Consider the following 25102-nt stretch of genomic DNA (forward strand, 5'->3'; position numbering starts at 1 on the left):
ACTTGAAAATAGCAGACAGAGTTGCTTATTGGCAGGTGTAGCGATTTTATTAAAAAGATTTTAAACAGGTTCTAAGACTAATGTAAGCTGATGGTGGACTATTTAATATGAAAAGATACGTCTATTTGCGGAGGGAAAAGAGATCAATAAAATGTACAATGAGGGTGTTAATCGTAATATTTTACGAGTGTATGGAGGTATTTTTATGGAACGATTATGGACGAAATCATTTATTCAAATGACTTTCGCAATGTTATTTTTATTTACAGGATTTTATTTACTTGTTCCAACGCTCCCGCTCTTTATTAAAGAGATAGGTGGCAATGAATCGCAAGTTGGACTCATGATGGGAATGTTTACAATAGCTGCTGTTGTAATACGACCGATTATTGGAGGAATGTTAGATCAATATGGTAGAAGATCCTTTATTATTTTCGGACTCATCTTTTTTGGATTAACGATGTATTCCTATAATATAGCATCGACTATTGTCCTTTTAGCTGTTTTACGTGTTATTCACGGAGTAACATGGGCTGTTTCTACAACAGCTGTTGGAACAGCAATAACGGATATTATTCCAGATTCACGCCGCGGTGAAGGTATGGGTTGGTACGGGATGGCGATGACAATTGCAATGGCGATCGGACCTATGATTGGATTATGGGTTGTGCAAAATTATTCATTTCATGGTCTGTTTTTATTAGCGACGTTGTTATCTTTTATGGCAGTCGTATTATCACTAATAACGAAGATGCCATTTACGCCACAAAAAGAAAAAGGGAAAATTCAGCTATTTGAGAAATCCGTATTAACAATCACGATTGTAGTATTCTTTTTATCGTTTGCATATGGAGGAATAACAACCTTTTTACCGTTATTTGCATCATCAATTCATGTAAACCCGGGAACTTTCTTTCTTGTATATGCAATTGCATTAACAATTGTAAGACCAATTTCAGGGAAACTATTAGATAAGTATGGAGAAGTATTCATCATACTCCCAGCATTATGTATTACTATTTTAGCTATAGTTGTTTTAACTATTTCAAATGGTTTGTTAGGTGTAATTATCGCAGCAACATTATACGGTATTGGATTTGGATCAGCGCAGCCAGCTTTGCAAGCGGCAATGCTTACAATTGTTGATCCGAGTAAAAGAGGAGTTGCAAATGCTTCATTTTTTACAGCGTTTGATTTAGGAATCGGGTTAGGTGCTATTTTACTTGGAGTTGTTTCACAAATGTTTGGTTATCGTATTTTATTTTCAGGGAGTGCAATTTCGGCATTAATAGCCTTAATTATTTTCGTCTTCTTTGTAAAACAACGATTAGGAAAAAAAGAGTTTGCGTAAACTGGAGGAATAAAGATGAAAATTTCAATTGATCGTAAAGCTCTGCAATGGTTCCAGGAAGAATTACGTATAAAGCACGGTGAATCTGTACGTTTTACTGTAAGGTACGGAGGGGATAGTTCAATTCAGCCCGGATATTCTTTAGGGGTTGTTGCTGAGAAACCAGAGGGGGAAATAGTGTCAGTTGAGAAGGAAGGTATTATATTTTTTGTAGATTCTGATGATCTTTGGTATTTTCAAAACTATGATTTATTTGTAAGTTATCATGAGGAGATGGAAGAAATTCAATTTAATTATGTAAAATAATAACTTTATTAAAAATGAATAAGTTTTATATAAAAATTATATTTAAGAGATAGTGAAATAAATATCATATAGTAACGAGCTGTATTTATGTACAGCTCGTTTTTTTTTATTTCTCAAATAAAATTAGAATAATTGTATATTTGGTGGTGTTATATGAAAAATCTTTATATCTTGTTTTTGAGAATACACAAAGAAGTCTATTCTTTCTTTATAAAATATAAGAATTATTTTCAAAAAATTGTATTGTTACAGTAAGAAAAGTGTAGGAAACTTATCATTATAAAATAAATTGAAATCTTCTAAAAACTCTGATACATTGAAATGGAAATGTAGTTTCACAATATTGTAAAGGCTTACAGTTATGTGCACGAAGATCTATTAGGATTGGAGGAAATAATGATGAAAGCTGAAGAAAAATTTTCCCCGGGATTAGATGGTATAGTGGCAGCGGAGACGAAAATCTCGTTTCTTGACACAGTAAAAGGTGAAATTGTAATTCAAGGGTATGACTTAATCGAACTCTCAAAAACAAAAGAGTATTTAGACATTGTGCACCTTTTATTGGAGGAACACCTACCGAATGAAGATGAAAAAGCAACACTTGAAAAGAAATTAAAAGAAGAATATGCAGTACCAGAAGGTGTATTCAACGTACTAAAGGCATTGCCTAAAGAGACGCATCCCATGGATGGATTACGTACAGGTGTGTCAGCGTTAGCTGGTTACGATAATGATATCGAAAACCGCTCGTTAGAAGTGAATAAAAGCCGAGGGTACAAGCTGTTAAGTAAAGTGCCAAACATTGTAGCGAATAGCTATCATATTTTAAATAATGAGGAGCCAATTGAACCTCTTAAAGAATTATCTTATAGTGCGAATTTCTTCTATATGTTAACTGGTAAAAAACCAACTGAACTTGAGGAAAAGATCTTTGATCGTTCCCTTGTTTTATATAGTGAGCATGAAATGCCAAACTCTACATTTACAGCTCGCGTTATTGCATCAACACAATCAGATTTATACGGTGCTTTAACAGGTGCAGTTGCATCTTTAAAAGGAAGTTTACATGGCGGTGCAAATGAAGCGGTTATGTACATGCTTTTAGAAGCTGGTAATGTTGAGAAATTTGAAGAGTTATTACAGAAGAAATTATATAACAAAGAAAAAATTATGGGCTTTGGACACCGTGTTTATATGAAGAAGATGGATCCAAGAGCACTTATGATGAAGGAAGCTTTAAAACAGTTATGTGATGTAAAAGGTGATTATACACTATATGAAATGTGTGAAGCTGGAGAAAAGATTATGGAAAAAGAAAAAGGAATTTATCCAAATCTTGATTATTATGCAGCTCCAGTATATTGGATGCTAGGTATTCCAATTCAACTTTACACACCTATCTTCTTTAGCTCTAGAACAGTGGGATTATGTGCGCACGTTATTGAGCAACATGCAAATAATCGTTTGTTCCGTCCGCGTGTAAATTATATTGGCGAGCGACATGTACTTAGTAAATAAGAACAACTGGGGAGTTGTTAGCACCGCCCGCCAGATGGGTGTTTGACCGACACCCATCATTAATAATAACGAATTTTCGACAGAAAGGGAAGGATAGCATGATTAAAACAAATGAAATTAAGCAAAAAGATGCATTATTAGAAGAGATTACGGATTATGTATTAAATAAAGAGGTTACTAGTGCAGAAGCATTCAGTACAGCTCGTTACGTATTACTTGATACACTTGGATGTGGAATTTTAGCATTACAATATCCAGAATGTACGAAATTACTAGGACCAGTTGTGCCAGGAACAGTCGTGCCAAATGGTACACGTGTACCAGGTACGTCTTATGTACTAGATCCAGTAAAAGGTGCATTTAATATCGGATGTATGATCCGTTGGTTAGACTATAACGATACTTGGCTTGCAGCAGAGTGGGGACATCCATCTGATAACCTAGGCGGAATTTTAGCCGTCGCAGATTATATTAGCCGTGTTCGTATTTCAGAAGGAAAAGAAGCTTTAAAAGTACGTGAAGTATTAGAAATGATGATTAAAGCACATGAAATTCAAGGCGTGCTTGCTTTAGAAAACAGCTTAAACAGAGTTGGTCTTGACCATGTATTATATGTAAAAGTAGCAACAACTGCAGTAGTTGCGAAAATGCTTGGCGGAACACGTGAAGAAATCTTTAATGCATTATCACATGCGTGGATTGATAATTCTAGTCTTCGTACATATCGTCATGCTCCAAATACGGGCTCACGTAAATCATGGGCTGCAGGTGACGCAACGAGCCGCGGTGTTCATCTTGCAATGACTGCTCTAAAAGGTGAAATGGGTTATCCAACAGCATTATCTGCGCCAGGATGGGGATTCCAAGATGTATTATTCAATAAACAAGAATTAAAATTAGCAAGACCACTAGAGTCATATGTAATGGAAAATGTATTATTTAAAGTGTCATATCCAGCAGAATTCCATGCACAAACAGCTGCAGAATGTGCAGTGAAGTTGCATCCGGAAATTAAAGAGAGATTGGATGAAATTGACCGCATTACAATTACAACTCATGAATCAGCAATTCGTATTATTGATAAAGAAGGTCCATTAAATAACCCAGCTGATCGTGATCATTGCTTACAATACATTACGGCAATTGGTTTATTAAAAGGAGATATCGTTGCAGACGATTATGAAGATGCAGTAGCAAACGATCCACGTGTAGACGAATTACGTAATAAGATGGTTGTTGTTGAAAACAAACAGTACAGTTTAGATTACCTTGACCCGAACAAGCGCTCAATCGCCAACGCTGTTCAAGTTCACTTTAAAGATGGCACAGTAACAGAAAATGTGGAATGTGAATATCCACTTGGTCACCGTTTCCGTAGAGACGAAGCAATTCCAAAAGTTGTTCAAAAATTCACTGCAAATATGGCAGGTCATTATTCTAGTAAGCAACAAGAACAAATTCATGAAGTTTGTTTAAATGAAGAAAAGCTAGAAAATATGAATGTAAATGAATTTGTAGATCTATTCTTAATTTAATAATAGGGGGAATTTAGAATGGCTTGGGTTGTGAAAAAGCAGTCAACACAAGAGGAGCTTGCGAATCGATTCCGAGCTTTAGTAGAAGCAAATGAAATTTTGCAAATTCCAGGTGCTCATGATGCAATGGCGGCTTTAGTTGCAAAAAATACAGGTTTTTCAGCTCTTTATTTATCAGGAGCTGCTTATACTGCAAGTAAAGGCTTACCAGATTTAGGTATCGTGACGTCTACTGAAGTGGCTGAGAGAGCAAGAGATTTAGTAAGAGCTACAGACTTACCTGTTCTTGTTGACATTGATACAGGATTTGGTGGTGTACTAAATGTAGCGAGAACAGCTGTAGAAATGGTGGAAGCGAAAGTAGCAGCTGTCCAAATTGAAGATCAGCAATTACCAAAAAAATGTGGACATTTAAATGGTAAGAAACTTGTTACTACAGAAGAATTGGTTCAAAAAATTAAAGCGATTAAAGAAGTTGCACCGAGCTTATACATTGTAGCACGTACTGATGCTCGCGGCGTTGAAGGATTAGATGAAGCAATTGAAAGAGCAAATGCATATGTAAAAGCAGGTGCAGATGCAATTTTCCCTGAAGCGCTTCAATCAGAGGAAGAATTCCGTCTATTTAATAGTAAGGTAAATGCACCTTTACTTGCGAATATGACTGAATTCGGAAAAACTCCATATTATAGTGCAGAGGAATTTGCAAATATGGGCTTCCAAATGGTTATTTATCCTGTAACTTCACTTCGCGTTGCAGCGAAAGCGTATGAAAATGTGTTTACTTTAATTAAAGAAACAGGTTCTCAAAAAGATGCACTTTCTAATATGCAAACGAGAAGTGAATTATACGAAACAATTTCATATCATGACTTTGAAGAGTTAGATACTGGTATTGCAAAAACAGTATTATCAGAAGATCAATAGATAAAGCAGCGAAGGCGATGAAAATACATCTTTGGCAAAATAAAATGCTTGATGTGAAAAATCATCGCCTTCTATTTTCAAAAAAGATATTCCACTCATCGTAGACGAGCATAAGCAAAAAGCTATGAAAGCCGAATGATAGGGGGATACATATGGAGAAAACGAAGTTACCATGGGATGAATTTTTTTCACTCAATAAAGATATAAATCATACTTACTTTACACCAGAAGATTTTTCAGGTGATGAAGATTTAATCGCAAAAACGACAGAACAATTCGTTAAACAAGAAATTGTTCCACAAATGGAGAATATTGAACAACATAACTATAAAGTTTCTCGTCAATTATTTGAGAAAGCTGGGGAACTTGGATTATTAGGCATTGAGGTACCAGAAGATTATGGCGGGTTCGAGTTAGGAAAGGCTGTCTCAGGTCTTGTAGCAGAGAAAATGGGTTACGCTGGTGCGTTTAGCGTTTCTTTTAATATACACGCTGGTGTCGGTACATTGCCTTACATATATTATGGAACGAAAGAACAGAAAGAAAAATATTTACCGAAAATCGCATCGGGAGAATGGATTGGTGCTTATGCTTTAACTGAGCCAAATGCTGGTTCGGATGCATTAAGTGCAAAAACAAGCGCCGTATTGAATGAAGAGGGAACAGCTTGGAAGTTAAATGGTGAGAAGCAATGGATTACAAATGCTCATATGGCAGATGTATACGTTGTTTTTGCGAAGACAAATAAAGGAATGACAGCGTTTATTGTCGAAAGAACATGTGAAGGTGTATCTATTGGATTAGAAGAAAAGAAAATGGGGATTAAAGGTTCTTCAACAGCGACTCTTATTTTAGAAGATGTTGTCATCCCTGCTGAAAATGTTTTAGGGGAAGTTGGGAAAGGGCATCACGTAGCCCTTAATATTCTTAACTTTGCTAGACTTAAACTTGCTTTTGGAAATATTGGAACAGCAAAACAAGCAATTGGTTTGTCGGTTCAATATGGAAAAGAGCGAAAACAGTTCCAAACGGAATTAGTAGACTTTACGATGATTCAAGAAAAAATTGCAAATATGATCATTGCTACATATGGAGCCGAAAGTGCAGCTTATCGTACGGCAGGTGTAATCGATGAAGCAATTCATGAGAGCGATGAAGATCTTATGAAGAAAATGTCCCAATTTGCAATTGAATGTGCACTGAATAAAGTAAATGCTTCTGAAACACTTGCTTATATCGTAGATGAAGCTGTACAAATTCATGGTGGTTACGGTTATATGCAAGAGTATGAGGTAGAACGATTATATCGTGATGCTAGAATTAGTCGTATTTTTGAAGGAACGAACGAAATTAATAGATTAACAGTTGCCAAAATGTTAATCAAGCAAATCGAACAATTAGAAGATACTGAAGTAGAAAGTGATGTAGCAAATGTAGAAAGAAACCATCGTTACATTTTATTAGCGAAAAAATTGTTGAAACAATCTTTGAAAACGCTCTCTAAAACTCCAGGCCTAAAAATTGACCAAGAACAAGAATATTCACGTGTAATTTCAAATATGTTGACGGACGTGTACGTCATGGAATCAGCGTTTTTACGTACGAGAAAAGCGGTAAGTAAAAATGGTGAGGAAAAAGAACGTACGAAGCAACTCATAACGGATGTTATTTGTGAAGAAGGATACCGTAAAGTAGAAGAAGCAGCGATTTCTGTACTTTCGGCGGCTGTCACAGAAGAACAAGATAGACATGTGATTTTAGCTGAAATCCGTCAATTATTAGTACCTTTATACACGAACGTATTTAGGAAGAAGAGAGAAATTGCGAAAGCTATTATAAATCGCGGGAAATATATTGTGTAAATAGGAGGAAAGCGATATGAAAAAGATTGGTTTTATCGGTTTAGGTAACATGGGTCTTCCGATGTCAAAAAATCTAGCTAAATCAGGTTACACAGTATATGGCGTGGACTTAAATAAAGAGGCAGAAGCGTCCTTTGAAAAAGAAGGCGGAATTATCGGTCTATCAATCTCAAAACTAGCAGAAACATGTGATGTAGTTTTTACAAGTTTACCTTCACCTCGCGCTGTTGAAGCGGTATATTTTGGAGCAGAAGGATTATTTGAAAATGGTCACTCGAATGTAGTTTTCATTGATACAAGTACGGTATCGCCGCAGTTAAACAAACAATTAGAGGAAGCTGCAAAGGAAAAGAAAGTAAACTTTTTAGCAGCACCTGTGAGCGGCGGTGTAATTGGAGCCGAAAATCGTACATTAACGTTTATGGTTGGTGGATCAAAAGAGGTATATGAGAAAACGGAATCTATCATGGGCGTTCTAGGCGCGAACATTTTCCATGTTAGTGAGCAGATTGATAGTGGTACAACTGTTAAGTTAATTAATAACTTATTAATTGGTTTTTATACAGCTGGTGTAAGTGAAGCTTTAACATTAGCGAAAAAGAACAATATGGATTTAGATAAAATGTTTGATATTTTAAATGTAAGTTACGGCCAAAGCAGAATTTATGAACGTAATTTTAAAAGTTTTATAGCACCTGAAAACTACGAGCCAGGATTTACTGTGAACTTATTGAAGAAAGATTTAGGGTTTGCAGTTGACTTAGCTAAGGAAAGCGAACTCCATTTACCGGTAAGCGAAATGTTATTAAATGTATATGACGAAGCGAGTCAAGCTGGATATGGTGAAAACGATATGGCTGCTTTATATAAGAAAGTTAGCGAGCAATTAATTTCTAATCAAAAATAAATTATACAAAGGAGAGAATACAATGATTACAACTGAAATTAAACGAGTGAAAAATCACATTAACGGTGAGTGGGTTGAATCGACAGGTACGGAAGTAGAAGCAGTTCCAAATCCAGCGACTGGAAAAATTATCGCTTACGTTCCACTATCTCCAAAAGAGGATGTTGAAAAAGCTGTTGAAGCGGCAAAAGCAGCATTCGAAACATGGTCTAAAGTACCAGTTCCGAATCGTTCAAGAAATTTATATAAATATTTACAGCTATTACAAGAAAACAAAGATGAGCTTGCAAAAATCATTACGCTAGAAAATGGTAAGACGCTAACGGATGCAACAGGTGAAGTACAGCGTGGTATTGAAGCGGTAGAACTTGCAACATCTACGCCAAATTTAATGATGGGACAAGCGCTTCCGAATATTGCTAGCGGAATTGATGGATCAATTTGGCGCTACCCAATCGGAGTTGTTGCTGGTATTACACCGTTCAACTTCCCAATGATGATTCCATTATGGATGTTCCCACTTGCAATTGCTTGCGGTAATACATTCGTATTAAAAACATCGGAAAGAACGCCACTTTTAGCGGAGCGACTTGTAGAATTATTCTATGAAGCAGGTTTCCCAAAAGGCGTATTAAATTTAGTACAAGGCGGAAAAGATGTTGTAAATAGCATTTTAGAAAATAAAGATATTCAAGCTGTTTCGTTCGTTGGCTCTGAGCCGGTAGCTCGTTACGTATATGAAACAGGTACAAAACACGGAAAACGTGTACAAGCGTTAGCAGGTGCGAAAAACCATGCGATTGTAATGCCAGATTGCAATCTTGAGAAAACAGTACAAGGTGTAATTGGATCTGCATTTGCAAGTAGTGGAGAGCGCTGTATGGCATGCTCAGTAGTAGCAGTAGTGGATGAAATTGCTGATGAATTCATTGATGTATTAGTAGCAGAAACGAAAAAATTAAAAGTAGGCGATGGCTTTAACGAAGATAACTATGTTGGACCATTAATCCGTGAATCTCATAAAGAGCGCGTTTTAGGCTATATTAATAGCGGTGTAGCAGATGGGGCAACTTTATTAGTAGATGGCCGTAAAATTAATGAAGAAGTTGGAGAAGGTTACTTTGTAGGTGCGACAATCTTTGATGGCGTGAATCAAGAAATGAAAATTTGGCAAGATGAAATTTTTGCTCCAGTATTAAGCATTGTACGTGTTAAAGATTTAGAAGAAGGTATTAAACTAACAAATCAATCTAAATTTGCAAACGGTGCGGTTATTTATACGTCAAATGGTAAACATGCACAAACATTCCGTGATAACATCGATGCTGGTATGATCGGTGTAAATGTAAACGTTCCAGCACCAATGGCATTCTTCGCATTTGCAGGAAATAAAGCTTCATTCTTTGGTGATTTAGGTACAAATGGTACAGATGGCGTTCAATTCTATACACGTAAAAAAGTTGTAACTGAGCGCTGGTTTTAATATAGAGTAAACAGCCAAATCAGCTATTAAATGAAAACCACCACCACTATTAATAGTGGTGGTGGTTTTCATCTTGTTAATTATTTTTTTCAAAAGCTAGTTTAATACCAAATCCAATTAGGACGACTCCTGTTAGCCCTTGAATATAACGTTGCGTCTTTGGTTTTTTCATAAAAGCACTAATTTTATCAATTAAAAATATATAAAATGCAAACCAAATGACTGTTAAAACGAGGTAAGTAAGGCCCATTACAAGAAGTTGAATAAATGTATTATGATTTGGATTTAAAAATTGCGGTAAAAAAGTTAAAAAGAAGACTGCAACTTTAGGATTTAATAAATTTGTAAGAAATCCTTGGCGAAAGCAAGAAGTATGTTCGTTTTCATTATTCAAAGATAGATCATTTGTATCTAAGTTTTCTTTGTTTCTTACTGCTAAAAGGGCTTTAATACCGATATATATTAAATAGAGAGCCCCAACGTACTTGAAAATAGAAAATAAAAGAGCTGACTTTACAATAAGTGCAGAAAGACCAATTACAGCAGCTAAAGTATGAATTAATAGTGCAATACATGTACCAAACACTGTTTTCACTCCACCGATTTTACCAGCAACCAATGTGTTTTTCGTAGCCATTGCTGTATCTGGACCAGGTAAAATGATAAGGCAAATAGACATAATGATGAAAAGAAGATAATTTTCTATCATAGCCGCCCCCTCCTTTTTATTTTTAGAATATTTGATTAAAATCAGTGTAGCACAAAAATGGATTTAATAAAATTAAATTTTATTAAAAATTATTAAATAAAAAAGGCTATATAGTAGCTGTAATTACACTACTATATAGCCTCGATTTTATCCCGCTATTTGCGAGTAGTAAGATTTCCACCGCACAAGATTTAGCTGAAGCAAAGAAGTTAGGTGGGGGATGAACAAAACACCCACTCATTACAGTTTCATTTTATGCATTAAGTAAATTAAAGAAACGATTCACATCTTCTTCTGAAACGTCACTTAACTGTTTATATTTATAATTCGGATTTTGATCTTTATCAACGACAACGGAGCGTACTCCTTCGAAGAAATCTTCATGTCTCATGAAGTTTTTAGCAAGTATAAGGTCCGTAGCGAAACATTCTTCAACGGATTTATTTTGTCCATCAATAAACTGTTTTAATGTTACTTTTAGTGAAATAGGTGATTTTGATAACAGTGTTTCTTTCGTTTTTAGAGCAAAGGAGCTTTCATCTTTCTCCAATGAATGGATGATTTCTTCAATTGTATTGTAAGCAAAATGTGAATTAATTACTTCTAATGAAGGAGTCAGCTCGCTTTCTAAGTTTGGAGCAGTTGCGAATGTACGAATAACTTCTTTTAAATTAGTATGTACATCAACTTCTTTATGCCAATTTACACTTTCAAGTTCAGTAAGAAACTCTGGTAATGAATCAGATGTCATAAAGTAATCAGCAGCATTAATAAATAATACGTCAGAAGCTTTTAAAATAGATGCTGTTAAAGCAACGAAGCGTCCTGTATATCCAGGTGCTTTATTTAAGAAATATGCAGCTCCGACGTCTGGGAAGAAGCCGATATTCATCTCTGGCATTGCCCATTTCGTACGTTCAGTTACAATGCGATACTTCGCACCATTTGTAAGACCGACACCACCGCCCATTACAATTCCATCTAAACAAGCAATAATCGGTTTTGTATATTGATAAATATATGTATCAATTTCATACTCTTCTTCAAAAAAACGTTCTGTATGTTGCAATGCCACTTCATTGGAACGCGCTTCATAAAGAGTTTTAATGTCGCCACCTGCACAAAAACCTTTTGTGCCAGCTCCTTTTAACACGATAAGTGCAATACGCTCATCGTGTTCCCACTCTTTAAGTTTTTGTCCGATAGGTTGTAACATGTCATAAGATAAAGAATTAAGTGCTTTTGGACGGTTTAAAGTAATTGTTGCAACGCCGTTTTCACTAACAGAAAATAAAACGTGTTCAGTCATAATGCATCCTCCCTTACATATCTTCTTATTCTTAATTCTTGATATGTACTGAAATGTCCTTTATAAATTTTGTCAAAAGTTGACGGTAAATATTAATTTGGTCACCGCATATTTTGACGAGTTATCTTTGCAGGATTTCAGAGACTGAGGGGGAATATTACAACATTACTGTAAGTGTAATTATTTGAAGTTATAATGATAAAAGCGCTATTATATAGGTGTGAATTGTTCATTATCAATTCTAAAAAGAGTGTTTGAAGAAAAAATGAATCGTACAATTGTAATAAAAAATTTTACACTGAATTAGAAATAGAGAAAGGAGAAATCGGAATGCCAGGACCTTTACTATTGTCGGTTATTATTTTGTCTTCTTTAATGATAGGGATAACGCAGTATTTTCATCATACAGATACGACAGAAGAAGTGAAGGATAAAGTACGTCTCGTATTTCCGATTTTTATAATATCTATTTCATTCTGTATTTTATTAAATAAAGATGGGTACATTGTCGCAGTGTTCTCATTTTTCGTCGCAATCGTTTTAATTACCGTTTTATATTATGTAATGAAAGACTTTATACAAAAATAAAGATGTCACAATAGGCATTTTTATTTTGGAGAAAATATAAAATTTCACATACCGTATTTTATATAAAATACATAAAACATATAACAATAGAAAAGTGTGTACTTTGCTGTGTATGTACTTGTCAATCTTGCATAGCCACTATACTATTAAAATGTAGAGATTATAAAAAGGGGTTGTATCTATCATGAAATTTGAGATGCACACAAAAATTATTTCAAATGAAAAAGAAGTAAGATTACATATTGAAGAAAATATATTTCAATTAATATTGGATGGTTATCACTTATTTACAATTCAAGAAATATTGCCTTTATATAAATCAAATGAAGAAAGAATTGGAAGTGCAACGATATTGAAGCTAGAGTGGGAGAACGGAAAAACTACAATAAACTATCAACTCGTTTCACTAAAATCAGTAAATTAAAAGGAGTAGAAAAATATGAAGTTATTTCATACAGCGGATTGGCATTTAGGTAAGCTTGTTCATGGCGTGTATATGACTGAAGACCAAAAGATTGTATTGGATCAGTTTGTACAGGCTGTTGAAGAAGAAAAACCAGATGCTGTAATTATTGCAGGGGATTTATATGACCGAGCAATTCCACCTACAGAAGCAGTAGACTTATTAAATGATGTGCTGCAAAAAATAGTTATTGATTTACAAACACCAGTTATTGCAGTAGCTGGTAATCATGATAGTCCGGATCGTATCCATTTTGGGAGTAGTTTAATGAAAAAACAGGGATTACATATTGCAGGCCAATTTCAATTCCCGTATGAACCTGTTGTACTAAATGATGAATATGGAGAGGTTCACTTCCATCTAATACCGTATGCAGACCCAAGCATAGTTAGAAACGTGTTGAAAAATGAAGATGTACGTTCTCATGATGATGCGATGCGCATTTTTATGAATGAGCTCTCTGAAACAATGGATAAAGAAGCTAGACATGTATTTGTTGGACATGCATTTGTAACTTCTTCAGGAGAAGCGGAGGAGAATACAAGTGATGCAGAACGACCACTTTCAATTGGTGGTGCTGAATATGTAAATAGTCATTATTTTGATAAGTTTCATTACACAGCGCTTGGACATTTACATCAAGCGCATTTCGTACGTAATGAGACCATTAGATATTCAGGTTCACCACTTGCCTATTCAATTTCTGAAGAGAAACATAAAAAAGGTTATTACATTGTAGAACTGAATGAAACTGGTGAAGTAGCAATTGAAAAAAGGTTACTTTCACCACGTCGTAAAATGCGAACAGTAGAAGCGAAAATAGATGAATTATTACAGCACCCAGTAAGTGAAGATTACGTATTTGTAAAATTATTAGATGAAAACCCTGTCTTACAGCCAATGGAGAAAATACGATCTGTATATCCAAATGCAATGCACGTTGAAAGAGCGATGCAAAGGCGAGAACTCACAGATACAAATGAAGTAACGGTTTCAAGACATAAAACGGATGATTTATCTCTTTTAAAGGCTTTCTATAAAGAAATGAAAGGGTTAGATTTATCAGAAGAGAAAGAACGCCTATTTATAGATGTATTACAAACAGTGCAAGAACGGGAAGGTGAACGAGGATGAGACCGATTCAGCTTATTATGACAGCATTCGGGCCATATAAACAGAAAGAAGTAATCGATTTTGAAGATCTTGGAGAACATCGTATTTTCGCTATTTCTGGGAATACGGGAGCTGGAAAAACAACGATTTTTGATGCGATTTGTTATGTGTTATATGGTGAGGCTAGTGGAGAAGAACGTAGTGATACGAGCATGCTTCGAAGTCAATTTGCTGATGATGATGTTTATACAAGTGTAGAACTAACCTTTCAATTAAAAGGGAAACGCTATGAAATAAAAAGACAACTTGGACATAAAAAACAAGGGAATAAGACCATTACAGGACATGCAGTAGAATTATATGAAGTTATTGATGGAGAAAACGTTCCAGCCGTCGATCGTTTTCATGTAACAGACGTAAACAAAAAAGTGGAAGATTTAATTGGGTTAAGTAAACATCAATTTAGTCAAATTGTTATGTTACCACAAGGTGAATTCCGAAAACTATTAACATCTGAGACGGAAAACAAAGAAGAGATTTTACGTCGTATTTTTAAAACGGATCGTTATAAATTAATGCGTGAGTTACTTGATCAAAAGAGAAAACAATGGAAAGATGTTTTACAAGAAAAACAAAAAGAGAGAGAGCTCTATTTCCGTAATGTTTTTAAATTACCAATCCGTGATGGAGCATTATTAGAGACATTAGCGGCACAAGAACATGTAAATACGCATCAAGTAGTAGAAGCGTTAGAACAAGAAACAACAGTGTATAAGGCAGAGGTTGAGCAATTACAAGTAGAACAAGATGTTCAAACGAAGCAATTAAAGGATGCAGAAACACGTTTTCATGCAGCAAAATCTGTAAATGAGAAATTTATAGATTTACAACAAAAGAATGAGAAATATAACACTTTACAAGAGAACCGTGCAGCAATTGAAAGGAAAGAAAAATCCTTTAAACGTGCGGAACAAGCAAAGCGCTTATTACCATTTGAACAATGGTATGAAGAAGCGATGGAAAATGAGCAGAAAGTTGAAAGTTTGTTAAAACAGATAATTGTCAAACAAGAACAGATAATGAACAGCTTTGAACTTGCTAAGGAGAAGTATGAAGTAGTAAAGAATAAAGAAGCTGAACGAGAAGAGGCTAAAAAACTTGTTCAAAGATTAGAAGAGTTACAAGCAATCATTGAATCATTAGCTGAGAGAAAGCTGAATTTACAAAATGCCGAAATTCAAATAGGGAAATTAAAAGAAAGTATGCAAAAGTTAGATCAACAACTAGAAGAGCATACAAACCAAAAACAGAGAATGTCTGATGAATTGCAGCAATTAGAACAAGCACTTGAGCAATATGTAGCTAAAGTAGAAGAACTAACGAATATGCGAGAAGATGCAAAAGTTTTAAAGCAAGCATATGATGTTTGGCAAGAAAAACAAAAATTCGAGCAAGAAAAAGAAGCGGCAACTAATAAAATGCAAGTGGCAGTTCGTGCATATGAAAACATGGAGCGCCGCTGGTTAAGTGAACAAGCTGGTATATTAGCTCTTCATTTACATGACGGTGAATCTTGTCCGGTATGTGGTAGTACGAATCATCCGCAAAAAGCTACAGAGCAAAGTAATGCGATCGATGAAAAAGAGTTAAACAATTTAAGAGATAAGAAGAACATTGCTGAAAAATTACATGTGCAAGTAGAGGAGAAATGGAATTTCTATCGACTACAATATGAACAAGTGATAGAAGAAGTTGTGAAGCGCGGCTACAATTCGGAAAAATTAGCTGAAACATATAGTGCACTTGTTCAAAAAGGAAAACAATTAGCTGCAGACGTGAATACGTTAAAAGCAAGTGAAGAAACACGTAAGCAGATTGCTGCGAACATGAAAAGCGTAGAAGAAAAAATAGAAGAACTTCAGAAACAAAAACGAGAAGTGGAAACAATGCAGCACCGTACAGAAATGGAGTGTATGCAACTTCGTACGTCATATGAACATGATAAACGAAATATTCCAGAAAACTTACAAACAGTACAAGCTTGGAAAGCACAGTTTGACCAAGCTATGCAGGAACTTAGGTTAATGGAGGACGAATGGAAGAAAGTGCAGGAAGCGTATCAGCATTGGCAAAATGAAAATATACGTATTCAAGCTGAACAAAAAGGTGCTTCTAATCAATTTGAAAATGCAAAATTAAAGAAAGAAGAGACTTTCGCACGCTTTATGAAAGAGCTAGAAGAAAGTGGGTTTACAGATCAATTCACGTATAAAGAAGCCAAATTAAGCGATGCCGAGATGGAGATGTTACAGAAAGAAATTCAAGGTTATTATTCATCTCTTGAAGTGCTTGCAAAACAAATTGAAGAGCTAAACTCAGAATTAAAAGATAAAGAGTATATGGATATTACATCTTTAGGTGAACACATAAAAGAACTAAAAATTAATCTCGATATAATTAAAGAAAAACGTCAACGTGCGCAAAATGCGGTAACATATATTTCTGATTTACATGAAAACATTAGAAGTATTGACGAACAAATTCACGAGGAAGAAAAAGCCTTCCAAGAACTTGTTGACTTATATGAAGTAATGAAAGGTGATAACGAGAGCCGTATATCATTTGAACGTTACATTTTAATTGAGTATTTAGAACAAATCGTTCAAATCGCAAACGAACGACTACGTAAATTATCAAATGGACAATTTTATTTAAAACGAAGTGAACGAGTTGAAAAAAGAAACCGTCAAAGTGGATTAGGCTTAGATGTATATGATGCATACACTGGCCAAACACGCGATGTAAAAACACTTTCCGGCGGAGAGAAATTTAACGCATCACTTTGCCTAGCGCTAGGGATGGCAGATGTCATTCAAGCATATGAAGGTGGTATTTCCATCGAAACGATGTTCATCGATGAAGGGTTCGGTTCATTAGATGAAGAATCATTAACGAAAGCAGTAGATGCTTTAATTGACTTACAAAAATCAGGCCGATTTATCGGTGTCATTTCACACGTACAAGAATTGAAAAACGCAATGCCAGCTGTATTAGAAGTAACGAAGCAGAAGGATGGGTGTAGTCAGACTAGGTTTGTGGTGAAGTAAGCTTAGAAAATGGAGTAGGGAATCTACCGATACTTTTAGTGTCATATGTATGAATAATAAAACGTCGTCTCTTCATATTGGAGGCGACGTTTTATTTTATAAAATATCTATGAATTATCTGTAGAAGGCGGCGTATTCTCCAAACGATTATAAGCTTTAAAAGCTGAAATTGCTGAAATAACCCCGCCTACTAAAAATAAAGTCGATCCTCCAACTAAGATGATACGACTGACATATGTTTCCCGTGCTTCTTCGACTTCTTCTTGTAACGCTGTAGGCATATGAATCCTCCCTTTATAAAAGTTGTTTTATAAATAGTATATACAAACGCCTAAAATGTGTTAAAATAACTGATGATTTTATGCAGTGGGTAATTAGATGAGTAGGATGCGAGTGGCTAAGTAAATCTTCATCACAAATTTATGTGAACTTCACATAGAGCACATATTAACATTGTATTATGTATATGTACCAAATAAATAAATAAATAAAGTGAATGTAAGTTCTGTTTTCAAAAATTTAAAATCCTTTTATTTCTATATGAAAGTTTTAATCAAGGGTTTTAAAAAATTTGGAAATAGATCTTATGAATATGGAATTCATATAAAAGGGGAATGTCTTATGACAACATATACGAGTGAAATGAGAAAAACTTTAGTTTCAGAAGAAGATGTAGATATTTTAAAAATTATGGCGCATCCAATCAGACTGCAAATTGTAAATGAATTAAGTACGAGAAAAACTTGTAATGTAACACAATTAACAGAGTTACTGAATATTCCGCAATCTACTGTTTCACAACATTTATCAAAAATGAAGGGTAAAGTGTTACGAGCAGAGAGAAGAGGTTTAGAAATTTATTATCATATTAACAATTTAAAAGCGAGTAAGATTGTTAATGTTTTAGGGTATATAAACTAGTGAAATATTTTTATATAAAATAGCCCCTGCTGTTGAGCAGGGGCTATTTTGTGTTGTTTTATGTATTTGTATTTAAAACTTTATAGTTTTTATGATTTACAATTGTTCGATCAAATTCAAAAGTACCACCGCTTACATTTGTAATTTCAACTAAGACCGATTCAGTATAAAGTTTTAATACAGATCCTGTAATCTTTAAATTATTTCGTTGAAAAAGTATAGTATCCCCTACGTTTGCTTTCATAGTACCTCCTCATTAAAGACAGAAATATTTTTTTATTATATATATTAAACCACGGATAGATATATTAGTGAATATTTAGTTTTATTTATTGGAAAAAAATTTGTGATTTTATAAAAAATAAGGTGAATCGAAGTATAAAAAATTTTTCTATTGTATTTAATCAGTAGTTTTTTGTATTTCATCCTTCGTTTTTTGTAACTGATTCCATGTTTTTGACGCTCTATCTTGTAAGTGCTTACATAAGCGAAAACATCTTATACAATGAAGGTGTCAAATCAAAAGAGGTGACCAAAATGAACATAAAAAAAGTAAATTTAGCGAATAGCATTGAAATAGAAAGAGGAGGCGGAAAGGTATGAAAAAATCAACTGTTAATCCATGGCTTGTTGTCCTTGGCACAGTTATAGTACAAATGGGGCTTGGGACGATATATACATGGAGTTTATTCAATCAGCCTTTAGTTAGTAAATACGGTTGGAGTCTTAACGCTGTTGCGATAACTTTCTCAATTACTAGTCTTTCTTTAGCATTTTCAACTTTATTTGCGAGTAAATTGCAAGAAAAATGGGGACTTCGTAAACTTATTATGATAGCTGGATTAGCATTAGGACTAGGGTTAATACTTAGCTCACAAGCGTCCTCATTAATTTTACTTTATGTACTAGCAGGAGTTGTTGTAGGTTATGCAGATGGTACAGCATATATCACTTCACTATCAAATTTAATAAAGTGGTTTCCAGAGCGTAAAGGTTTAATTGCTGGTATTTCTGTCTCTGCATATGGTTCAGGTAGCTTAATCTTTAAATACGTTAACGCAAAGTTGATTGAATCAGTTGGTGTATCGCAAGCATTTATATACTGGGGTTTAATTGTTACAACTATGATTGTAATTGGTGCTTGTTTAATCCATCAAGCTGCAGATCAAGGAGCAGTTCATGAAACAAAAACTAAGGAATACACAACGAAAGAAATGTTAGGCACAAAACAAGTATACTTATTATTTATCATGTTATTTACATCATGTATGAGTGGCTTATACTTAATTGGTATGGTAAAAGACATTGGTGTTCAACTTGTAGGGCTTAGCGCAGCAACAGCAGCTAATGCGGTGGCTATGGTTGCAATCTTCAATACATTAGGTCGTATCATTTTAGGACCGTTATCGGATAAAATTGGGCGTTTAAAAATCGTTACTGTTACTTTTGTTGTTATGGCGAGTTCAGTCTTAGTTCTAAGTTTTGTAGATTTAAATTATGGTATTTACTTCGTATGTGTAGCAAGTGTAGCGTTTTGCTTTGGTGGAAATATCACTATTTTCCCAGCTATTGTTGGTGATTTCTTCGGTATGAAAAACCATAGTAAGAACTATGGAATTGTGTATCAAGGATTTGGATTTGGGGCGCTTGCAGGTTCCTTTATCGGTGCACTTCTAGGTGGATTCAAACCAACGTTCATGGTGATCGGTGTATTATGTGTCGTGTCATTCATTATCGCAATTTTAATTCAAGCACCTAAACAGAAAAAAGAACAAGAAGAAGAGTATCGCAGCGTAGCATAAGTATACAAATCTTCTATAACACTATGATTACGAAAAAGCATCCTATTCTATTAATTAGGATGCTTTTTTTATGAGTTATTTTAACAAGGTTAAATTACTTTTGTGATTTTTATAGATGTAAAAGTGAGTGGAATACCCATTTGGAATATAATAAATTGACACATCATATTCGAAATATATATTAAATCTTAAATGATAAAGAAGACATTCATTAGTATTTGTAAGATATATTTTCAGAAAAATATTGAGAAAATATATACTTGAGTTTTTCATAAAGCATTGTAAATGAACGTATCTCTAGTTTATCTTCTTCAATTTTAAAAAGAGGAGTTTGAATTTTATTTATAATATAAGTACATTTAATGCGTTTAGGTATGATTTTATTAAGAAGCATTAAAATACTTTATCTGAAAAATAAAAAAAGATTGACAAGTTTATTGAGAAACATTATCATTTCGGTGTAAGAAAGTAAATGAAAAACATTATCAATAAAATGGATTTTAAAGTAATGCGCACTTGACCAATTAGTTTAGTAAGTGTATTATTTTTTACAACATGACTGATAATGAAAATCAATATCATTTATGTTACTTAATGAAATTAATGTTTATGTGAAAGGATAGAGAAAATGAACTTAGGGGAATTTGATGGGCAAACAGTTTTAGTAACAGGTGCAGCACAAGGCATAGGCAGTGTTGTTGCCAAAATGTTTTTAGAAAGAGGAGCCACAGTTATTGCGGTTGATCAAAATGAAGAGGGGTTAAATGTACTCTTAAATCAAAATGAATTAAATAAAACACGTATGAAAACGTTTCGTTTAGATGTGAGTAATAGCGCTGCTGTTGAAGACATGGTAAATCATATTGCAAATGAAATAGCGCCAATAGATATTTTAATAAATGTTGCAGGGGTTTTACGTATGGGACCAATTCATTCGTTAAGTGATGAAGATTGGAATAAAACATTCTCTGTAAATACTACAGGGGTTTTCAATATGTCCCGAGCGGTAAGTAAAAATATGATGTTAAGAAAATCAGGGGCAATTGTTACAGTCGGTTCAAATGCGGCAAATACGCCGAGAATGGAGATGGCAGCGTATGCTGCGTCAAAGGCTGCAACGACGATGTTTATGAAATGTTTAGGACTAGAGCTTGCGGCATACAATATACGCTGCAACTTAGTTTCTCCAGGTTCTACTGAAACTGAGATGCAAAGATTACTATGGGCTGATGAGAATGGAGCTAAAAATATAATTACTGGTTCTCAAAATACATATAGACTCGGAATTCCATTACAAAAAATTGCACAACCTTCAGAAGTTGCTGAAGCAGTGTTATTTTTAGCCTCAGATAGAGCAAGTCATATTACAATGCACAATTTATGTGTCGATGGCGGTGCTACGTTAGGAGTTTAATAAAAATTCAGGAGGTTATTATATTATGAATGAACATATAGCTGTAAAAGAATTGTCAGAAAAACTTTTAGAAGATTATAAGACTGAATCTTCATTCTTTTTCGCTTCACCAACTCGAACTATATTAGCAGAAGGAGAGTTTACTACAGTAAAGCATCGTGAAATTGAAAATTTCCCAGAGCTTGTGCAAGCGACATTAAGTAATGCGAAACAAGCTGGAAATCCAAATCCTATCGTTGTGGGTGCTTTGCCATTCGATCGTAGAAAAGAAGTCCAACTTATCGTACCAGAATATAGTAGGATTTCTGAGCGTTTACAATTGGATACAACAAATCAGCTTGAAACAAATGAGAACGTAACATTTGAAATGACGCCAGTACCAGACCCTGAAGTTTATATGAATGGTGTGAAGCAAGGAATTAAAAAAATACAGGACGGTGATTTAAAGAAAATCGTTCTATCTAGATCGTTAGATGTTAAATCTTCGGAAAAGATTGATAAGCAAAAACTTCTGCGAGAATTAGCAGAACATAATAAGCATGGTTATACATTTGCTGTGAATTTACCGAAAGATGAAAAAGAGAACAGTAAGACGCTAATTGGAGCAAGTCCTGAATTACTTGTTTCACGTAATGGTATGCAAGTTATTTCTAATCCGTTAGCTGGTTCAAGGCCACGTAGTGAGGACCCAGTAGAAGATAAAAGAAGAGCAGAGGAATTACTTTCTTCTCCAAAAGATTTACATGAACATGCGGTAGTAGTTGAAGCGGTTGCTGCTGCACTTCGTCCGTATTGTCATACATTACATGTTCCAGAAAAGCCATCAGTTATTCATAGTGAAGCGATGTGGCATTTGTCTACAGAAGTGAAAGGTGAACTGAAGAATCCAAATACTTCTTCTTTACAATTAGCAATAGCCCTTCATCCTACGCCAGCAGTTTGCGGAACTCCGATGGAAAAAGCAAGAGAGGCTATACAGCATATTGAGCCATTTGACCGCGAGTTCTTTACAGGAATGCTAGGATGGAGCGATTTAAATGGAGATGGAGAATGGATTGTTACAATTCGTTGTGCTGAAGTACAAGAAAATACACTGCGTTTATATGCAGGAGCTGGAGTTGTTGCTGAGTCAAAACCAGAAGATGAGTTAGCAGAAACATCAGCTAAGTTCCAAACAATGCTAAAAGCTTTAGGGTTAAGAGATAGTTCACTTAATGAAAAATAGGGGGAAGAAAGAATGCTAGTAGGTTATACGGAATGGCCAAAAGAATTTGCCGATCATTATCGAGAAGAAGGATGTTGGCTTGGTGAAACATTTGGAGGAGTGTTAAGAGAGCGGGCTGAGAAATATGGAGATCGAATCGCGGTTGTAAGTGGTAAGAAGCATATAACATATAGTGAACTTGATAAAAATGCAGATCGTTTAGCAGCAGGTTTACTGAATTTAGGAATAAAGAAAGAGGACAGAGTTGTAATCCAGTTACCTAACATTATCGAGTTTTTCGAAATATGTTTTGCACTATTTCGAATTGGAGCGCTTCCTGTCTTTGCACTACCTTCACATCGAAGCAGTGAAATTAGTTATTTTTGTGAGTTTGGCGAGGCGAGCGCTTACGTTATTTCAGATAAGGCTCTCGGTTTTGATTATCGAAAACTAGCAAGAGAAGTGAAAGAGAAAGTGCCAACTTTACAACGTGTAATTGTAGTGGGGGAAGAAGAAGAGTTTGTGAACATAAATGATCTGTATATGGATCCCGTCTCATTACCAGAAGTTCAGCCAAGTGATGTTGCATTTCTCCAATTATCAGGAGGGACAACAGGTCTTTCTAAATTAATTCCTAGAACACATGATGACTATATTTATAGTTTACGTGTAAGCGCTGAAATTTGTAATTTGAATGCAGAAAGCGTCTATATGGCAGTTCTTCCAGTAGCACACAATTACCCAATGAGTTCTCCAGGGACATTTGGAACTTTCTATGCGGGTGGAAAAGTGGTATTGGCAACTGGTGGTAGTCCAGATGAGGCATTTGCTCTTATTGAAAAAGAAAAAGTTACAATTACAGCGCTCGTTCCGCCATTAGCAATGATTTGGCTTGATGCTGCATCTTCTCGTAATACCAATTTATCGAGCCTAGAGGTTATTCAAGTAGGTGGTGCTAAGTTTAGCGCTGAGGTTGCAAGACGTATACGCCCTACATTTGGATGTACGTTACAGCAAGTATTCGGTATGGCGGAAGGATTAGTGAACTATACAAGATTAGACGATCCGGAAGAAATTATTATTCATACACAAGGTAGACCAATGTCTGCACTCGATGAAGTACGAGTTGTTGATGAAAATGACAACGATGTACAACCTGGCGAAGTAGGTAGTTTATTAACAAGAGGTCCATATACAATTCGTGGTTACTATAAAGCTGAAGAGCATAATGCACGATCATTTACAAAGGATGGATTTTATCGCACAGGTGATCTTGTAAAAGTAAATGAACAAGGATACATCATTGTAGAAGGAAGAGATAAAGATCAAATTAACCGTGGTGGTGAGAAAGTTGCTGCGGAAGAAGTTGAAAATCATTTATTAGCACACGATGCGGTCCATGACGTAGCAATTGTATCTATGCCTGACGATTATTTAGGTGAACGCACCTGTGCTTTTGTTATAGCTCGCGGACAAGTTCCGGCAGTAAGTGAATTAAAAATGTTTTTAAGAGAACGTGGTATAGCGGCTTATAAAATTCCAGATCGAATTGAATTTATTGAATCATTCCCGCAAACAGGAGTCGGAAAAGTCAGCAAAAAAGAACTACGTAAAGTCATTGCTGAAAAACTTATTACAGTAAAACAATAATAAAAACCGGAAGGAAGTGATTAGATGGCTATCCCATCTATTTCAGTATATAAAATGCCAATTGAATCAGAACTACCAAAAAATAAAGTGAATTGGACACCAGACCCGAAACGTGCAGTACTTTTAATTCATGACATGCAAGAATATTTTCTTGATGCATATAGCGATAAAGAATCACCAAAAGTAGAACTTACTTCAAATATTAAAATGATAAGAGAAAAATGTAAGGAACTTGGTATACCAGTTGTTTATACAGCACAACCTGGTGGACAAACGTTAGAACAAAGAGGTTTATTACAAGACTTTTGGGGTGACGGTATTCCTGCTGGACCAGATAAAAAGAAAATTGTTGATGAACTTACTCCTGATGAAGATGATATATTCCTAACAAAATGGAGATATAGTGCATTTAAAAAGACAAATCTATTAGAAATTTTAAATGAACAAGGAAGAGATCAACTTATTATTTGCGGTATTTATGCGCATATTGGATGCCTTTTAACAGCTTGTGAAGCATTTATGGATGGTATAGAGCCGTTCTTTGTAGCAGATGCAGTTGCTGATTTTTCACTAGAGCATCATAAACAAGCATTGGAGTATGCATCTAATAGATGTGCAGTAACGACATCAACAAACCTACTGTTAAAAGATTTACAAAGTGTAAAAGGTGATGAGAGTGAAGGAATCATTATACAGGAAGTGCATGAACTAGTTGCACAACTACTTCGTGAGCCAGTAGAGAGTATTGATATTGATGAGGACTTATTAAATAGAGGGCTTGATTCGGTCAGAATTATGAGTTTAGTAGAGAAGTGGCGTCGTGAAGGGAAAGAAATCACTTTTGCAGATTTAGCAGAACGTCCAACTGTTGCAGGTTGGTACAGTTTACTATCTTCACAAACAGCACAGGTGCTGTAACAAATAGACTACATA

General features: G+C 35.0%; 22 protein-coding genes. 18 read left to right on the forward strand and 4 right to left on the reverse strand.

Features of this window, described 5'->3' with window-relative positions; translation table 11 throughout:
• Nucleotides 1-205 precede the first annotated feature (205 nt).
• From ACQRBL_RS11165 to ACQRBL_RS11200, 8 genes are all read left to right on the forward strand, one after another.
• Nucleotides 206-1351, forward strand: coding sequence for an MFS transporter (locus ACQRBL_RS11165; protein ID WP_014482022.1), 1146 nt, complete (start codon nt 206-208; stop codon nt 1349-1351).
• A gap of 15 nt (nt 1352-1366) precedes the next feature.
• Nucleotides 1367-1657, forward strand: coding sequence for a HesB/YadR/YfhF family protein (locus tag ACQRBL_RS11170; protein ID WP_000703228.1), 291 nt, complete (start codon nt 1367-1369; stop codon nt 1655-1657).
• A gap of 396 nt (nt 1658-2053) precedes the next feature.
• On the forward strand, nt 2054-3175 hold the full coding sequence (gene mmgD / locus ACQRBL_RS11175) for a citrate synthase (RefSeq protein ID WP_001987369.1): 1122 nt from the start codon (nt 2054-2056) through the stop codon (nt 3173-3175).
• 98 nt (nt 3176-3273) lie between these two features.
• Complete coding sequence (gene prpD / locus ACQRBL_RS11180) at nt 3274-4710, forward strand: 2-methylcitrate dehydratase (RefSeq protein WP_000598139.1); 1437 nt, start codon at nt 3274-3276, stop codon at nt 4708-4710.
• A gap of 18 nt (nt 4711-4728) precedes the next feature.
• The gene (gene prpB, locus ACQRBL_RS11185) at nt 4729-5637 is read left to right on the forward strand and encodes a methylisocitrate lyase (protein WP_000312640.1); all 909 of its coding nucleotides are present in this window, start codon (nt 4729-4731) and stop codon (nt 5635-5637) included.
• 152 nt (nt 5638-5789) lie between these two features.
• Entirely contained in the window at nt 5790-7499 is a 1710-nt protein-coding gene (locus tag ACQRBL_RS11190) for an acyl-CoA dehydrogenase family protein (RefSeq protein ID WP_023521867.1), read from the forward strand.
• A gap of 16 nt (nt 7500-7515) precedes the next feature.
• The gene (locus tag ACQRBL_RS11195; RefSeq protein ID WP_000719400.1) at nt 7516-8406 is read left to right on the forward strand and encodes an NAD(P)-dependent oxidoreductase; all 891 of its coding nucleotides are present in this window, start codon (nt 7516-7518) and stop codon (nt 8404-8406) included.
• A 22-nt stretch (nt 8407-8428) separates the two neighbouring features.
• On the forward strand, nt 8429-9889 hold the full coding sequence (locus ACQRBL_RS11200) for a CoA-acylating methylmalonate-semialdehyde dehydrogenase (RefSeq protein ID WP_000633344.1): 1461 nt from the start codon (nt 8429-8431) through the stop codon (nt 9887-9889).
• Between the two features lie 76 nt (nt 9890-9965).
• On the opposite strand, the gene ACQRBL_RS11205 is transcribed toward ACQRBL_RS11200, so the two are convergent.
• Nucleotides 9966-10598, reverse strand: coding sequence for a LysE family translocator (locus tag ACQRBL_RS11205; RefSeq protein WP_000572348.1), 633 nt, complete (start codon nt 10596-10598; stop codon nt 9966-9968).
• Between the two features lie 253 nt (nt 10599-10851).
• On the reverse strand, nt 10852-11907 hold the full coding sequence (locus ACQRBL_RS11210; RefSeq protein WP_411996209.1) for an enoyl-CoA hydratase/isomerase family protein: 1056 nt from the start codon (nt 11905-11907) through the stop codon (nt 10852-10854).
• Nucleotides 11908-12237: 330 nt separating this feature from the next.
• On the opposite strand from ACQRBL_RS11210, the gene ACQRBL_RS11215 reads away from it, so the two are divergent.
• From ACQRBL_RS11215 to ACQRBL_RS11230, 4 genes are all read left to right on the forward strand, one after another.
• Nucleotides 12238-12495 carry a hypothetical protein gene (locus ACQRBL_RS11215; RefSeq protein ID WP_001119409.1) on the forward strand — a complete coding sequence of 86 codons (258 nt, stop codon included), beginning with the start codon at nt 12238-12240 and terminating at the stop codon, nt 12493-12495.
• A 184-nt stretch (nt 12496-12679) separates the two neighbouring features.
• Nucleotides 12680-12919 carry a DUF2584 family protein gene (locus ACQRBL_RS11220; RefSeq protein WP_000667344.1) on the forward strand — a complete coding sequence of 80 codons (240 nt, stop codon included), beginning with the start codon at nt 12680-12682 and terminating at the stop codon, nt 12917-12919.
• Between the two features lie 15 nt (nt 12920-12934).
• The gene (locus tag ACQRBL_RS11225) at nt 12935-14092 is read left to right on the forward strand and encodes an exonuclease SbcCD subunit D (protein ID WP_411996208.1); all 1158 of its coding nucleotides are present in this window, start codon (nt 12935-12937) and stop codon (nt 14090-14092) included.
• Entirely contained in the window at nt 14089-17178 is a 3090-nt protein-coding gene (locus ACQRBL_RS11230) for an AAA family ATPase (protein ID WP_411996207.1), read from the forward strand. The genes ACQRBL_RS11225 and ACQRBL_RS11230 overlap by 4 nt, the downstream gene beginning before the upstream one ends.
• A gap of 107 nt (nt 17179-17285) precedes the next feature.
• Here the strand turns inward: ACQRBL_RS11230 and ACQRBL_RS11235 are convergent, their stop codons facing one another.
• A complete protein-coding gene (locus ACQRBL_RS11235) occupies nt 17286-17459 on the reverse strand; it encodes a hypothetical protein (protein WP_001141668.1) in 174 nt (57 codons plus the stop codon).
• 340 nt (nt 17460-17799) lie between these two features.
• Between ACQRBL_RS11235 and ACQRBL_RS11240 the strand changes: the two genes are divergently transcribed.
• Complete coding sequence (locus ACQRBL_RS11240) at nt 17800-18099, forward strand: ArsR/SmtB family transcription factor (protein ID WP_000214801.1); 300 nt, start codon at nt 17800-17802, stop codon at nt 18097-18099.
• Between the two features lie 58 nt (nt 18100-18157).
• On the opposite strand, the gene ACQRBL_RS11245 is transcribed toward ACQRBL_RS11240, so the two are convergent.
• Nucleotides 18158-18343, reverse strand: coding sequence for a YkvS family protein (locus ACQRBL_RS11245; protein WP_000646793.1), 186 nt, complete (start codon nt 18341-18343; stop codon nt 18158-18160).
• 355 nt (nt 18344-18698) lie between these two features.
• Here ACQRBL_RS11245 and ACQRBL_RS11250 point away from each other — a divergent pair, with 355 nt between their 5' ends.
• The 5 genes from ACQRBL_RS11250 (at nt 18699) to ACQRBL_RS11270 (ending at nt 25087) form a co-directional block, all read left to right on the forward strand.
• Nucleotides 18699-19901 (forward strand): L-lactate MFS transporter, encoded by a 1203-nt coding sequence (locus ACQRBL_RS11250; RefSeq protein ID WP_000750124.1) that lies wholly within the window; start codon nt 18699-18701, stop codon nt 19899-19901.
• 628 nt (nt 19902-20529) lie between these two features.
• Complete coding sequence (dhbA, locus tag ACQRBL_RS11255; RefSeq protein WP_001048438.1) at nt 20530-21315, forward strand: 2,3-dihydro-2,3-dihydroxybenzoate dehydrogenase; 786 nt, start codon at nt 20530-20532, stop codon at nt 21313-21315.
• A gap of 25 nt (nt 21316-21340) precedes the next feature.
• Nucleotides 21341-22540: an isochorismate synthase DhbC gene (dhbC, locus tag ACQRBL_RS11260; protein ID WP_001002072.1), complete on the forward strand. Its 1200-nt coding sequence runs from the start codon at nt 21341-21343 to the stop codon at nt 22538-22540.
• A 12-nt stretch (nt 22541-22552) separates the two neighbouring features.
• A complete protein-coding gene (locus ACQRBL_RS11265; protein ID WP_023521871.1) occupies nt 22553-24169 on the forward strand; it encodes a (2,3-dihydroxybenzoyl)adenylate synthase in 1617 nt (538 codons plus the stop codon).
• Nucleotides 24170-24193: 24 nt separating this feature from the next.
• Nucleotides 24194-25087, forward strand: coding sequence for an isochorismatase family protein (locus tag ACQRBL_RS11270; RefSeq protein WP_411996206.1), 894 nt, complete (start codon nt 24194-24196; stop codon nt 25085-25087).
• Nucleotides 25088-25102: the final 15 nt, after the last annotated feature.

It is taken from the genome of Bacillus sp. AF62 (assembly GCF_050312695.1).
GTDB lineage: Bacteria > Bacillota > Bacilli > Bacillales > Bacillaceae_G > Bacillus_A > Bacillus_A cereus.